This window comes from Paenibacillus prosopidis (assembly GCF_003337375.1).
Lineage (GTDB): Bacteria > Bacillota > Bacilli > Paenibacillales > Paenibacillaceae > Pristimantibacillus > Pristimantibacillus prosopidis.
In genome coordinates, this window is record NZ_QPJD01000008.1 from 37,565 (window position 1) to 50,930 (window position 13,366).

The following is a 13,366-nucleotide window of genomic DNA, read 5'->3' on the forward strand; positions in this document are numbered from 1 at the left end:
CAGATATAGAGCCATTTCCTCTCCTATAATACTCTGCGAGCCGGCAATTAAAGGATTTCATCAACGGATCTGGTTTTAATGATATCCATAACGAAGGTTCCCAAATCTTCATAACTCATTGAGTTTAGTTTAGCTTTGAAAGCTTCCGGAATGGTCTCTTTTTCAGAAATATCTTTGATAATATCAATTACCACTTCAACTCTAGCCTTATGTCGGTCTTTGGTGTCAATCCTCATTCATTCGTTCTCCTGTACTAGATATTTATTCTTTCTCCCTTGGCGTTACTTATAGTGCAAATAGATGATTGCCGATTTTCTTGGTGGCTGAGCGCGTCTTGAACCAACCCGATTTGGAGACATCCGGATTATAGTAGAACAACGCATTGCCGGTCGGGTCCATGCCTTTTACCGCAGCTTTGGCCGCCTTGAACGCCGTTTGATTCGGTATAAGCCAGTACTGTCCGTCCGTTACGGCTGAGAAAGCATTCGGCTCCATAATGACTTCTTTCACTGTATTCGGAAACTTTGGAGACTGCAGGCGATTCATTACGACCGCGCCGACAGCCACTTGGCCTTTATAGTCTTCTCCTCTTGCCTCGGCATAGATGACACGCGCAAGCATGGAAAGTTCTTTTTTGTTAACCGATAATTTTTTGAGCTTCGCCCATGTTTTAGGGCCTACAATGCCGTCACTCCGAAGTCCGTTATTTTTTTGGAAACGTTGAACCGCGCTGCGGGTGACCTTTCCGAAATTTTTATCTATGGGTAATTTGTAATAACCGAGTGTCTGAAGCCGGAACTGCAGATCCGAAATTGCCTGTCCCTCGCTGCCGACTTTCAAAACAGGGGAAGCGTCTATCTTGTGATTAGCGGCGGTTGCGATTACTAGCACGAGTAGAGTGAATAGAGTCAGAAATCTGTACATGATGTTTGAAACCCTCCGAATGCAAATAATAGAATGTCTTAGTTCGTTATTCTAGCACAGCTTGAATATTATAATCTTGTTAAAATTTTCTCATGTTTCTGTTAGATAGTCTTACCACTATTAGTAAAGTGAGTTAATAAAAGGGGTTGTTATCTTCAATTTCCAGTGATTAAGAACGTGTTTGGACCTACAAGCTTCGGCTGTAAAAAGAGGACCGAAACGTATCCAATGTACATGGCTAGGCGTATGCGGACTTTGAATCCGTTATTTTTCCGTTTTGCCCCTTTTTTGAGGTACTTGCGGACACTGCATCCGTTATTTGCCGTAAAACAGCTATTTTAAGTGTATTTTAAGGCGTATAGCAGATCCTATGTCCGCACAGTATGCATTTTAGGTCTCTTTTATACAAATAGCGAATCGTATGTCCGCATCCGCATCCACATAAACTTGCTGAATCCTGGTCTATGGAAAGCGGTGACGCCTCCTTTCAAGCCTTATTTTCACTTACCAAAAGAAAACTTAATAAGACATTTTTTGTTGAAATATTCCAAAATTTCTGATATAAAAGTTGTAGGAATTATTTGGTATGTGCGACTGGCGTAAACGTGGAGGACCACAAGGGAGCACATATTTCATATGCCGTACGCCTGGGCAAAGTATTTGATCTAATGATCAAGTGCTTTTTTTGTTTTCAAATTTGCAAGAGGCGGATGTAGAAGATGAAAATGGCTTATATTATGTTTGATCAAATGACTACTATGGACTTTGCCGGCTTTTACGAAGTTGTCGCTTGGATGGGCGTGTTAGGGAAAAAGGAGAATCTTTCTTGGGACTTTTGTTCAAACAAGGAGGAAATCACCGATGATCGGGGTATGAAAATTAAGATACAGTATGTTTACCCGGATTTATCGAGCTATGATCTTGTTTTTATTCCTGGCGGCATGTCTACAAGAAAACTTAGGTTCGATTCTGAGTTTATTTCATGGATTCAAACTTCACGTGATGTTGAATACAAAGTGTCTGTTTGTACGGGGTCTTTATTGCTGGGTGCAGCAGGATTTTTGACAGGAAGAAAGGCTACGACGAATCCATCCGCCTATCATCTTTTAAGTCCTTATTGCTCAGAAGTAATTAAGAGGCGTATTGTAAGGGATGGTAACATTTTTATGGGGGGAGGTGCTGGGGCTTCGATAGATACAGGTCTTTTCTTCGTTGAATCAGTCACCGACGAAAGTTTTGTTAAACAAGTACAAGAAAAAATAGATTATCCATTCTATCGTGAAGGTAATCTTTCAAGTTTTTATGAAAAGTAAATAAGGCGGTGGTTGCGATGCTTGGAATTAAATATGAAAAATCATATAGAAAATTCCCTGGGCTGGCTAAAGTGAAAAATCTATGTGAAAAATCATATATAATTTTTCTTTTTGAATGAATCCCGCCAATTATGTTCGAAAAATCGTATATATCAACGGAAAGTTAAATGGATGTGCTTCTTACTCTCCCACGAAAGACTAGCTACACTTTAAGGTGGGGGTTATTTGACGCTTATCGCGGAACTTTTTCCCTATAGATTCAAAAAGTATAATCCAAGCGGTTGTGCTTTTTTTCGTTTAAGCCCATTTTTTTATAATATTCATTGACAGGAATATTCCTTAAGTAGTATATTTTAAATGTGAGTACGGTCACTAGTAAACGAAACGAGGTGGCTTTGAAATGAATGAAATGGTAAGAAAAGTCCACGCCGTACCCCATGTAAAAGCTGATTCATTCATTAAGGAACATTCGGATCATGGAAATTACGACATTTAGCGCACTGGCCGAACCCAACCGCTTGCGTATTGTAGAGCTCTTGCAGGGAGGTCCCTTGACTGTAGGGGAAATAGCCGATCGGCTTGGGCTCCGCCAGCCTCAAGCCTCGAAGCATCTGCGCGTCCTGTTGGAGGCTGGGATCGTCGAGGTAAAGGCTGCCGCCAACCGCCGGAATTACAATCTCCGGTCGGAGCCGTTCCAAGCACTGGACGCTTGGCTTGAAACCTACCGCCGTGTTTGGGATGAACGACTTGACAATCTGGAGGCTTACCTGCAGAAGCTGCAATCTAAAGAAAACAAACAAAACTAAAAAATTCAGGAGGAATGTAAAATGTCGAACAAAATGATTTCCAAGGTAGAGGGCCATGAGCTTATTCTGGAGCGTGTTTTTGATGCGCCGCGCGAGCTTGTATTCAAAGTGTTCTCGGAGGCTGAGCATCTGAAGCACTGGTGGGGACCTCGCGGCTGGACGCTTACGGTTTGCAACGTCGATTTTCGGCCGGGCGGCATCTGGCATTACTGCATGAAGTGCATGGATGAGAACCAAGGGGATTTTTACGGATTTGAATCTTGGGGCAAAGGGATCTACCAGGAAATCGTAGAGGCGGAAAAGATCGTCTACATCGACTATTTCTCGGATGCCGAAGGAAATGAAGCGGAAGGAATGCCCTCAACTCTTGTTACGATGACTTTTGAAGAGCACGAAGGAAAGACGAAGCTTGTTAGCCGGGCTCAATACGATTCCGCCGAAGCGCTCAAAACCGTGATGGAAATGGGGATGGAGCAAGGAATTACTGAAACTTGGGATCGTCTCTCCGAGCATTTACAATCGATACAATAACCCAAAGAGCCCTCCAAAACGAAATCAATTCGTTTGGAGGGCTCTTCTGCTGTCTATTTTAGCTGCAGATTACGATCGATCAGAGCGATGCGCTGCTCTACGCACGCATAGGAGCGAAGCGGATCTTCAGGTGTGTTGATGCAGTAGTCCAGCAATTGATCAATAGTTGTAACGGCAACGTGACAGCGCGTATCGGATGAAGCGTAGTAAATGTAGACATCGCCGTTATCCTTTGCGATAACGCCGTTACAGAATGCCACGTTGGATACGTCGCCTACGCGCTCGATGCCTTCCGGAGCGAGCAGGTGTCCGCCTGGGCGATGCGTTACTTTGTTCGGCTCGTTCAAGTCAGATAGGAAAGCGTAAAGCACGTATCGCAAGCCTGCCGCCGTATTGCGTACGCCGTGTGCGATATGGATCCAGCCTTTTTCTGTTTTGATCGGCGCAGGACCTTGTCCGTTCTTCACTTCTTTGATGGTATGATAATGGCGCTCGTCAATAATCGTTTCGCTCTCGACAACGGCGTTTTCGATCGAATCGGAAAGTCCCCAGCCGATGCCGCCGCCTGAACCCGTATCGATAAAGCCGTCCTGCGGACGTGTATAGAACGCATACTTGCCGTCTATAAATTCGGGATGCAGCACAACGTTGCGCTGCTGGTTGGAGGCTGTTTTCAAATCGGCAAGGCGCTCCCACTGCTTCAGATCCTTCGTTCTTACAATTCCGCACTGCGCGATTGCGCTGGAGAGATCGCCCTTCGGAGCGGACGGATCTTTTCTCTCTGTACAGAACAAGCCGTAAATCCAGCCGTCCTCGTGCTGAACAAGACGCATATCGTATACGTTAACGTCCGGGTAGCCCGTTTCAGGCAGCAGGACGGGACGATCCCAGAAACGGAAGCCATCTACGCCGCTATCGCTCTCTGCAATCGCAAAAAACGATTTGCGGTCATTGCCTTCAACACGGGCAACCAGATAAAATTTGCCGTTCAACGAGATAGCGCCTGGATTGAACACGCAATGAACGCCAAGGCGCTCCATGAAATAAGGATTTGTTTCCGGATCAAAATCATATTTCCAATGCAGCGGAGCATGCTCCGCTGTTAGGACAGGGTGCACATAACGGTCGAATACGCCGTTACCGATTCCTGCAGGTTCGTTTTTACGTCCAATTAGAGCTTCGTAACGTTCAGTCAGCAGTTGTTTGCGTTCATAGAATTTACTCATGATTTCGACCTCCATTAGTGTGATGCTGATGCGCCAGTAAGACGCTCAATCATTTCGAAGCATGCCCGCCCGTTATGGTAGGGACATTTCCAAGGACTAACCTTCTCCAGATTATCGCTGGGAGAACCGTCACGCGTCACGCTCCAGTGCCATTCGCCGTGCTCTTTATCAATGATGCGGCTCTCGATAAAGTCCCATGATTTCAAAGCGGCATCGCGGAATTTCGTGTCGCCGGTCATTTGATACGCATTGTAAAAACCGACGACCGCCTCTGCCTGCGGCCACCAATCCTTATCCGTATCGGTCAGTCCCTTCGAATCGGCTTCATTAAATAATCCGCCGTCCTCGTCCACGCCTTCGTTATACGTAGCTTCCGCCATGCGGATTGCGATCGCCTTTGCTTCTGCAAGCAGCGCATCGTCGCCAAGCACCTCAGCAGCTTCTACCAGAAGCCAGCTGCCTTCAATGTCATGGCCATAGGAGATATGCTCCGATTTGCTGTTCCACTGCTCATCGAAGAAGAGGAGGAAATGCGCGTTTTCCGCATTTATGATGTGCTTCATCGTTATTTCAATAAGCTCCTTCAGCTTCGAGCGCAACACATCCGATTTCCATACGCGGTACAAATTCGTATAGGCCTCCATAACGTGAAGATGCGTGTTCATCGACTTCTTCGTATTCAAATCCTTTTCGCTCAAGCTGTTGTCATCCGTCTCCTGCCACTCGCGGGTCAGTGCTTCGAAGTAGCCTTTGTACTCCGTATCGTAGCTGTAGCGCTCAAGGGTATGGAACAGCTCGATCGCCTGCTCAAGAGCAGCATCGTTGCCGGTTGCGCGGTAATATTCCGAGAACGCATAGATGGCGAATGCCTGGCCGTATACTTGCTTCTTCGTTTCGGCCGGATTGCCGGCTGCATCAACCATCCAATACAAGCCTCCGAATTCGCGATCTGTAAAATGCTCATTTACATAACGATAGGCTCTTTCGGCGATATTTAAATATTGCTCATTTCCAAACATCCGGTAAGCAGCAGCGAATGTCCATAAAATACGCGTGTTAAGCACGAGGCTTTTGTCAGCCTCAAGGTTAACGGTCAGGTCTCTGCTAATAAAACCGTAGAAGCCGCCATTTTGCTCATCGGGCGTGTGTTTCATCCAGAAGCCGAGTATGTTCGATTCCAGCTCCTGCTCGATGCGAGGCAGCCATTGTTGATTGAGATCGCTCATTTGGCGGAAGTCTCCTTTACATGTATTTTTCGCGAATAGTAGTCGCGGACGGTTTGCTCTGCTTGTTTGCCATACATGCAGTAATCGTCATTAGCTGCCGCTTCGCTTTCTTCATACAATCGAGCTGGCCAATCCCACAGCATGAAGCCGCCGACCCAGTCGCGCTTGTCGCAGGAAGCAAACATCGCTTCATAAAATTGGCGCTGCACTTTCTCGCTTGGCGCGCCCGGCAGTCCCCAATCGTTCGGCAAATGCTGCGAGCCTTCGCGGCTTGGGCAGCCTGCTTCCATGAAGAAGAACGGCTTGTTGTGCTTCGCAACAACCTTCTCGATCCGGTTAAGCTGGGCCTCCCAAGCATCGATAGGGTAGTAGCCGCTGGAGGAGATGACATCGACAGCATCCCACCATTTGACTTGATCCTCTTGGTATTTGTCGCAATTATACGTAACGATGCCGGAGTATACTTTGCGGACATCCTCTATCAATTGGCGCCATTCCTTCTCGCGGCGGTCCGTCTGCACCATTTCGCAGCCTACGCAAAACATTTCGCAGCCCGTTTCTTCTGCCATACGGGCATAGTGAAGGATGAATGCGGTATAGGAAGCGAACCAGTCAGACCATTTTGGCTCACATGGAACATCGGCATCGAAGAAGTTGATGTGCGCGCGCCATGTGCCGTTTGCGCAATTGACGACCGGCTTCAAGCATACGTTAAGCTTGAGTTCCTTCGCTTTGCGAATAGCGGAACGAACCTCTTCATCCGTCACGGTAGGCTCCTCCCTGAATTTGATTTCAGTTGCTTGCGCATGATCCTGAAGGGCGCCGAATGCGATTGCTGTCCAGTTGACGCTTAAACGCTCCGTCATTAGCTCCATTGAACGATCTGCTTGTGCTCCTGTCCACGTGCCGCGCACGCCGGTCCATCCCCATGTCATTCCGCCGATATAGGCTGTCTGCTCCGTCATTTGAGTCGCCTCACTTTAAGTTGGTAGTTTTGTTATTGCTAATTGGATGTTTTGTTATATAACAAGTAAACATGATGCGAGGGGTTTTTGGCAATAGCTTTCTACAAAATGAGCTGTTAGTGTGAAATGCAGCGTTTTCATCCCATGTCATTTGAAGACTATAAATCATATTTTAAACCATTTTAGTGCCCCTTTTTATGGAGTATGATCGAAATGTAAGCGGAATCAAAACGAACTGAGGGGGAAAAAGAATGAAAAAAATGTTTTCGTTAGCTCTGGTTTCAGTTGTTATGCTAACAACGTTAGCAGCATGTGGCGGCAACAATGCGGGTAATGAAACAAACAATGCAGCAAAAACGAACAATACCGCAACGAACGCAGCTGACAACAAAACGGACAACGGCGGTACAGAAGAGGGTTCCAAAATTACCGGGGATGTCATTTTCTTAACGAACCGGACAGACATGATCGATAAGCAATATGTGGATTACGAAAAACGTTTTGAAGAGAAATACCCCGGCGTAGATCTTAAATTCGAGGCTGTTACTGACTATGATAAAACGTTGAAAATCCGTATCGCTTCCGGCGAGTTCCCTGATGTCGTATTCACCCCTACGATTCCTAATGCAGAGCTGCCGAACTATTTCGCGCCGCTCGATGACATTCAACTTTCGGGAGACATTCACTTTAAGGATTTGAAGTCGCATGAAGGTAAAATGTACGGCATTTCCTCCGGCGGCTCGACAGTAGGCATCGTGTACAACAAGAAAGCTTTCGAGAAAGCGGGCATTACGGCTGTACCGAAAACCTATGATGAATTCCTTGCGGCATCGCAAAAGCTGAAAGACGCCGGCATCGTTCCGCTCGCTTCGAACTTCAAGGACAAATGGCCGCTCGATGTATGGGTGTATGATATTCCATCGCTTATCGGCGGAGCATCCGATCATCAAAACAAACGCGCAGAAACCGATACGCCATACACGCTTGACAATGCATACGGCAAATCATGGGGCATCGTGCGTGAATTGCATCAAAAAGGCTTCCTGGAGCAGGACGTCAACTCGACGAACTGGGAGCAATCGAAAAAAGACGTGGCATCCGGCAAGTTCGGAATGTACCTGCTCGGCAACTGGGTCATTAACCAAGTTATCGAGAACGGCGCCGCAAGCGAGGACATTGGTTTCTTCCCGTTCCCTGCCGACAATTCCGGCGAAGCAAAAGCTCCTCTTAACCCGGACTTCTTCTATGCGGTTAACAAATCAGGCAACGTAGAAGCGGCTAAAGCATTCGTTCAATGGATGATTGAGGAATCCGGCTACGATGATTTCGCAGGCTTCATTCCAACCTTGAAGGCCAAAGAGCCTAAGCTTCCGCAGCTGGCTGAGTTCAACAGCTTCAGCCCTAAGTTCTTCGAGCCGGCAGCACCGGTTGATGCCGCGACGCAAATTCAAAACAAAGCGCAGCTGGATCAAGCGGCGACGGTTCAAGAGTTCGTATTGTCCAAAGATCCGCAAAAGGTGTTGGACAAAGTAAACGCGGCTTGGGCGAAAGCAAAAAAAGATCTGGGTCTGTAACCAAAAGCCCGCAGGATGGATTATCCGAAAGACGATAGTCCATCCTGTTCTTTCAAATAAGATAGACGCAATAAGAGAGGAAGGGGTTGTCCTATGTTTAGTAGACTTCCTTTTAACACACAAAAGAAGTTCGTTATATTCGGATTCGTTTCGCTGCCGCTGCTGCTGCTGCTGACGTTTTCCTATTACCCGGCGCTTGAGCTCATTCGGTTAAGCTTCACGAGCTGGGATGGATTAAGTCCTAATAAAGAATGGATCGGCTGGTCAAATTACAAAGAAGTATTTGCAAACCCGGCAATCTTCGGCGTATTCAAACATAACTTTGCCTATTTCGTTGTCGGAATCGTACAAAACATCGCTGCCATTTATTTCGCGGTGGTGCTTAACAGCAAGCTGAAAGGAAAAAACTTTTTCCGGCTGCTGCTGTTTTTACCGTACATTCTGAACGGCGTTGCGGTTGCATACCTATTCGGCTACGTATTTGATACGACAAACGGGTCGTTAAACTATTTGCTCGGACAGCTGGGATTTGATGCGCTATCGCAGACGAGCTGGCTCGGCAATGAGTCTTTTGTAAACTACACGCTGGCTTCTATCGGCTTTTGGCGCTTTATGGGCTTTAACATGGTTATTTATTTGGCGGCGCTTCAGTCGATTCCAAGCGATATTTATGAAGCTGCATCGATTGACGGGGCAAACGGTTGGGAAAAGTTCATTCATATTACCCTACCGAACATATACAAAATTATCGAGCTTAATTTGTTCCTGACCGTTACGGGCGCCTTGGAGGTATTTGATCTCCCATTCGTGCTCACGAAGGGCGGACCGGCAGGGGCCAGCGAAACATTCGTGATGAAAATTATCGAGACGGCTTTCCAGTTCAACAACTATGGCTTGGCATCGGCGATGAGCGTAGTCTTGTTACTCTTTGTCGTTATCGTATTATCGATTCAACGCTTCCTGTTGAACAAAAAGGGGGACTAACAGATGAAGCGATCAAGTAAAGCCTGGGATACCATTAAGTATGCAACGCTGGCGCTCGCCGCATTTGCGATTTTGTTCCCGCCATATATTATTGTGGTGAATGCGTTCAAGACAAAGGATGAATTCCACAGCAAATCGCCGATAGCGTTGCCTGACAGCTTTCTATATCTGAAAAACTTTGCGCAGGCGTTCAAGCAGGCCGACATGACGTCGGCTTTCGGCAATACGCTGCTCATCATCGCGGTGACGCTCGTGCTGAACATATTGATTGGATCGGCGTTCTGTTATGCGGTTGGCCGCTTTGATTTCAAATTCAAAGGGCCGCTCGTCGGATTGTTCCTGTTCGCTACGATCATTCCGTCGATTACAACCCAGGTCGTCAACTATAAAACGGTCCAAATGCTTGATTTGACGAACAATTTGATGGGGCCTGTGCTCATCTATGTCGGTGCCGACATCTTGCAAATTTATATTTTTCTGCAATTCATTAGAAGCATTCCGTATGAACTGGACGAAAGCGCCATGCTGGAGGGAGCCTCGCTCATCCGGATTTTCCGCTCCATTATCTTCCCGCTGCTCGCGCCGGCAACGGCAACAATTATTATTTTGAAGACGATCAGCATCTATAATGATATGTTTATCCCGTTCTTGTATTTGCCAAGGGCCGAGCATGTCGTCGTATCTACATCGCTGATGCGCTTCTTTGGCGTCAATAGCGGCGATTGGCAAATGATCTCATCGGCCATCCTCATTATTATGATCCCAACGGCAGTTTTGTATATGTTCCTTCAAAAATACATTTTCGCGGGTGTGACAAGCGGTGCGGTGAAATAAGCCGCCCGCTTTTTTTACATTGCAGAGGCAGCGATTTTAACGCAAACTAGTAGTGGGGACGCCAAAGGAGATGAAAACCAGGTGAATATCATCATCGTTGATGACGAGGAGTTTATACGTCTGGGCCTTGAAAAAATATTAACGAAAATGGATTTGGACATTTCGGTTATTGGCTCATACAGCAACGGCATGGATGCTTGGACGCATATTTCTAAGCTTGGTCCGGGCGAGCTGGACGTACTCATAACCGATATCAAAATGCCGATGATGGACGGTTTAAAGCTCATTGAGCATTTGCGCGACAAGTCGATTGCGACGATTGTGCTAAGCGGCTTCAGCGAATTCGAATATGCACGGAAAGCGCTGCGCTACGGCGTGAGGGACTATTTGCTGAAGCCGGTCGACAAGACCAATTTGTACGAGCTGCTCGTGAAAGTGAAGCAAGAGCGGAGCGGGGCGGACACGGGCATTGAGACGACGGCTTCTATTGGGCAAGAAGCTTCTTCGAAGGAGAAGGAGCATCATGTCATCGAGCAGATGAAGGCCATTTTGGAGCAGGAGTACGACAAAAATTTCGAAATGGAACGGATCGCCGAAACCGTCGGGATGAGCGCTAATTATTTGAGCCGTCTGTTTAAGCAGGAGACCGGCATGACGATAACCGATTATTTGATCGATATTCGAATTGAAAAAGCAAAGCTTTTTTTAACCGATCACCCGAACTTAAAAAATTATGAAATTTCGCAGCTGGTCGGATACAGCGATCCGGTTTACTTTAACAAGCTGTTTAAAAAAATGGTCGGCGCGACGCCGAAGGACTATAAAGGCAAGAACCGTTAACCGCTAGAGCCAAAAAGAATATATTTTATGCAAATTCACACATTTACAGGCGTCACGAATGAGCGTAACATGGGTTCAGCAGCAAGCGCCCTTAACAGGTTGGCGGCATCAAGAGCTGCAGAGGGATGGAGAAGGATATGGCAGAGAAAGCCGCAAACTTACAGTTTGGCGGATCAAAGGGGTTAGCAAGCACGTTCGAGAACGCGGCATTGGAGCAAGAGGCCAGTCCGTTAAAGTTTTTGCTCTCGTTGTACAGAGGAAATTTTGCGAATTTGTTTGTATCGCTTTTGTTTCTACTAATTAAGAGCGCACCGGTCTACGTGCTTCCGATCGTTACAGCTAATATCATTAATATTGCTACGAACCCGGCAGAGCATTCGATACGGGGCATATGGATTAATTTTATTGTGATTCTAATCGTCATTCTTCAAAATATACCGACGCATGCCGCTTATATTTCCTTTTTAAGCCGTGCGGTCAGGCATGTCGAAGCAGGGCTTCGCAGCGCGTTAGTCCGAAAGCTGCAGCAGCTGTCGATTAACTCGCACCGCGAGCTGCCGGCCGGCAAGCTGCAGTCGAAGGTGCTGCGGGACGTAGAAGCGGTCGAGATGATGTCGAAGCAGTTTATGATCGCATTAGCGCCGGCAGTCGTCAACATTATCGTCTCGTTTATTATAACGCTTAACAGCAGCTGGATTGTTTCGCTGTTTTTTGTGCTGACAATTCCGATGTCGATTGCAATCGTAACGATATTCCGCCGCAAAATCCGCCGTTCGAACAAGGAGTTCCGCAAGGAGATTGAGCAGATGTCCTCGCGCGTATCGGAGATGGTCGAGATGATTCCAATTACTCGGGCGCATGGGCTGGAGAAGGTGGAGATTGCCCGCATCGATTCGACGCTGCGCAACATTCAAGGCAAAGGCTACCGGCTTGATTTGGTAGAGGCATATTTTGGTGCAACGAACTGGGTGACCTTTCAAATTTTCCAGGTGCTGTGCTTAATATTCACGGCGTACCTTGCTTATCAGGGTCAGATTCAAGTCGGCGACGTGGTCATGTATCAAGGATTTTTCTCGATGATTTTGGCCTCGGTCACAGGACTCATCAACATTTATCCGCAAATTGCTAAGGGTCTGGAATCCATCTATTCGATCAAAGAAATATTAGTATCGCAGGATATTGAAAACAATAGCGGCAAAAGAAAGCTGTCGGAGGTTCGGGGCGAGTTTTCGTTCGAAGGCGTTGAGCTTTCTTATCCGGGCAGCGAGCATCATGTGCTGGAGGATGTGACGCTGAACGTGAAGGCGGGTGAATGTATCGCGTTCGTCGGCGCTTCCGGTGCGGGCAAATCGACTGTACTGAATTTAGTAATCGGCTTCCTTCAGCCTACCGGCGGAAAAGTACTGATGGATGGCATCGATCTGGCGGATATCGATCTGAGAAGCTATCGCAAGCATTTGGCGGTTGTTCCGCAGACGAACATATTGTTCTCGGGAACGATCAGAGATAATATTACCTATGGCCTTCGAGAATTTAGCGAAGAGCATGTGAAACGCGTCGTAGAAATGGCGAACCTGTCCGAGTTTATCGATCAGCTGCCTGACGGGCTTGATACGATGGTTGGCGAGCACGGCGGCAAGCTGTCGGGCGGACAGCGGCAGCGGATCGCGATTGCGAGAGCGCTTATCCGCGATCCGAAAATCATTATTTTGGATGAAGCGACCTCCGCTTTGGATAATGAATCGGAGTTCCACGTGCAAAAAGCGATGCAGGAGCTAATTAAGAATAGAACGACGTTCATCGTCGCTCACCGCCTGTCGACGATCCGCGACGCCGATCGTATCGTTGTCATGAAGCGGGGGCATATCGTCGAGGTCGGTACGTTTGATGAGCTTATGGCGAGCAAAGGCGAGTTTTATAACCTGAAGCAGCTTCAGCTATAGCTGCGATCACGGCAGATTACCGTTGCACTGAGTAGGCGTCCTGCACTGTATGAAGTCAATGCGCAGGTGCCTGACAGGTTCCCAGTCGCCGATTTAAAAACGGACGTGTATTAGTGAAATTTACTTCATTAAATAGTGAGTTACCTCATTTGGTGAGCTAGGTTGTATAAAGTGTGACGGCGGGTAAAGGATTAAATGAA

Annotated in this window: 13 protein-coding genes and 1 riboswitch; of the genes, 8 read left to right on the forward strand and 5 right to left on the reverse strand. The window is 47.1% G+C overall.

Features of this window, described 5'->3' with window-relative positions:
• Positions 1–47: 47 nt before the first annotated feature.
• Both DFP97_RS13815 and DFP97_RS31920 read right to left on the reverse strand, forming a co-directional pair.
• Positions 48–236 (reverse strand): hypothetical protein, encoded by a 189-nt coding sequence (locus DFP97_RS13815; protein WP_114380708.1) that lies wholly within the window; start codon positions 234–236, stop codon positions 48–50.
• A 49-nt stretch (positions 237–285) separates the two neighbouring features.
• Entirely contained in the window at positions 286–924 is a 639-nt protein-coding gene (locus tag DFP97_RS31920; protein ID WP_220271159.1) for a cell wall hydrolase, read from the reverse strand.
• A gap of 580 nt (positions 925–1,504) precedes the next feature.
• Positions 1,505–1,584: riboswitch (ZMP/ZTP riboswitch) on the forward strand.
• Positions 1,585–1,643: 59 nt separating this feature from the next.
• Here DFP97_RS31920 and DFP97_RS13825 point away from each other — a divergent pair.
• The 3 genes from DFP97_RS13825 to DFP97_RS13835 all read left to right on the forward strand — a co-directional run bounded on the left by DFP97_RS13825 (position 1,644) and on the right by DFP97_RS13835 (position 3,574).
• Positions 1,644–2,237, forward strand: coding sequence for a DJ-1/PfpI family protein (locus DFP97_RS13825; RefSeq protein WP_114380712.1), 594 nt, complete (start codon positions 1,644–1,646; stop codon positions 2,235–2,237).
• Positions 2,238–2,713: 476 nt separating this feature from the next.
• Entirely contained in the window at positions 2,714–3,043 is a 330-nt protein-coding gene (locus tag DFP97_RS13830; RefSeq protein WP_114380714.1) for an ArsR/SmtB family transcription factor, read from the forward strand.
• 21 nt (positions 3,044–3,064) lie between these two features.
• Positions 3,065–3,574, forward strand: a complete 510-nt coding sequence (locus DFP97_RS13835) for an SRPBCC domain-containing protein (RefSeq protein ID WP_114380715.1) — start codon at positions 3,065–3,067, stop codon at positions 3,572–3,574.
• Positions 3,575–3,627: 53 nt separating this feature from the next.
• Here DFP97_RS13835 and DFP97_RS13840 read toward each other — a convergent pair whose 3' ends face one another.
• Genes DFP97_RS13840 through DFP97_RS13850 form a run of 3 tightly spaced genes read right to left on the reverse strand, consistent with a single transcriptional unit; the run spans position 3,628 to position 6,991 of the window.
• Positions 3,628–4,800, reverse strand: coding sequence for a glycoside hydrolase family 130 protein (locus DFP97_RS13840; protein ID WP_181873515.1), 1,173 nt, complete (start codon positions 4,798–4,800; stop codon positions 3,628–3,630).
• Between the two features lie 14 nt (positions 4,801–4,814).
• Positions 4,815–6,026: an AGE family epimerase/isomerase gene (locus DFP97_RS13845; protein WP_114380717.1), complete on the reverse strand. Its 1,212-nt coding sequence runs from the start codon at positions 6,024–6,026 to the stop codon at positions 4,815–4,817.
• Positions 6,023–6,991 carry a glycoside hydrolase family 113 gene (locus tag DFP97_RS13850; RefSeq protein ID WP_114380719.1) on the reverse strand — a complete coding sequence of 323 codons (969 nt, stop codon included), beginning with the start codon at positions 6,989–6,991 and terminating at the stop codon, positions 6,023–6,025. Before DFP97_RS13850 ends, DFP97_RS13845 begins: the two co-directional genes overlap by 4 nt.
• Before the next feature lie 251 nt (positions 6,992–7,242).
• Between DFP97_RS13850 and DFP97_RS13855 the strand changes: the two genes are divergently transcribed.
• From DFP97_RS13855 to DFP97_RS13875, 5 genes are all read left to right on the forward strand, one after another.
• Positions 7,243–8,565 (forward strand): ABC transporter substrate-binding protein, encoded by a 1,323-nt coding sequence (locus tag DFP97_RS13855; protein WP_114380721.1) that lies wholly within the window; start codon positions 7,243–7,245, stop codon positions 8,563–8,565.
• Between the two features lie 93 nt (positions 8,566–8,658).
• Complete coding sequence (locus DFP97_RS13860; RefSeq protein ID WP_114380722.1) at positions 8,659–9,549, forward strand: carbohydrate ABC transporter permease; 891 nt, start codon at positions 8,659–8,661, stop codon at positions 9,547–9,549.
• Between the two features lie 3 nt (positions 9,550–9,552).
• Positions 9,553–10,383 carry a carbohydrate ABC transporter permease gene (locus DFP97_RS13865; protein WP_114380724.1) on the forward strand — a complete coding sequence of 277 codons (831 nt, stop codon included), beginning with the start codon at positions 9,553–9,555 and terminating at the stop codon, positions 10,381–10,383.
• A gap of 81 nt (positions 10,384–10,464) precedes the next feature.
• Positions 10,465–11,223: a response regulator transcription factor gene (locus tag DFP97_RS13870; protein WP_114380726.1), complete on the forward strand. Its 759-nt coding sequence runs from the start codon at positions 10,465–10,467 to the stop codon at positions 11,221–11,223.
• A gap of 125 nt (positions 11,224–11,348) precedes the next feature.
• Positions 11,349–13,166 (forward strand): ABC transporter ATP-binding protein, encoded by a 1,818-nt coding sequence (locus tag DFP97_RS13875; protein WP_245976219.1) that lies wholly within the window; start codon positions 11,349–11,351, stop codon positions 13,164–13,166.
• The last annotated feature ends 200 nt before the right edge of the window (positions 13,167–13,366 follow it).

Coding starts and splice junctions, on each gene's coding strand:
- DFP97_RS13825 (WP_114380712.1), top strand. CDS start 1,644: ATGAAAATGGCTTATATTATGTTTGATCAAATGACTACTATGGACTTT.
- DFP97_RS31920 (WP_220271159.1), bottom strand. CDS start 924: ATGTACAGATTTCTGACTCTATTCACTCTACTCGTGCTAGTAATCGCA.
- DFP97_RS13850 (WP_114380719.1), bottom strand. CDS start 6,991: ATGACGGAGCAGACAGCCTATATCGGCGGAATGACATGGGGATGGACC.
- DFP97_RS13875 (WP_245976219.1), top strand. CDS start 11,349: ATGGAGAAGGATATGGCAGAGAAAGCCGCAAACTTACAGTTTGGCGGA.
- DFP97_RS13845 (WP_114380717.1), bottom strand. CDS start 6,026: ATGAGCGATCTCAATCAACAATGGCTGCCTCGCATCGAGCAGGAGCTG.
- DFP97_RS13860 (WP_114380722.1), top strand. CDS start 8,659: ATGTTTAGTAGACTTCCTTTTAACACACAAAAGAAGTTCGTTATATTC.
- DFP97_RS13815 (WP_114380708.1), bottom strand. CDS start 236: ATGAGGATTGACACCAAAGACCGACATAAGGCTAGAGTTGAAGTGGTA.
- DFP97_RS13865 (WP_114380724.1), top strand. CDS start 9,553: ATGAAGCGATCAAGTAAAGCCTGGGATACCATTAAGTATGCAACGCTG.
- DFP97_RS13830 (WP_114380714.1), top strand. CDS start 2,714: ATGGAAATTACGACATTTAGCGCACTGGCCGAACCCAACCGCTTGCGT.
- DFP97_RS13840 (WP_181873515.1), bottom strand. CDS start 4,800: ATGAGTAAATTCTATGAACGCAAACAACTGCTGACTGAACGTTACGAA.
- DFP97_RS13855 (WP_114380721.1), top strand. CDS start 7,243: ATGAAAAAAATGTTTTCGTTAGCTCTGGTTTCAGTTGTTATGCTAACA.
- DFP97_RS13835 (WP_114380715.1), top strand. CDS start 3,065: ATGTCGAACAAAATGATTTCCAAGGTAGAGGGCCATGAGCTTATTCTG.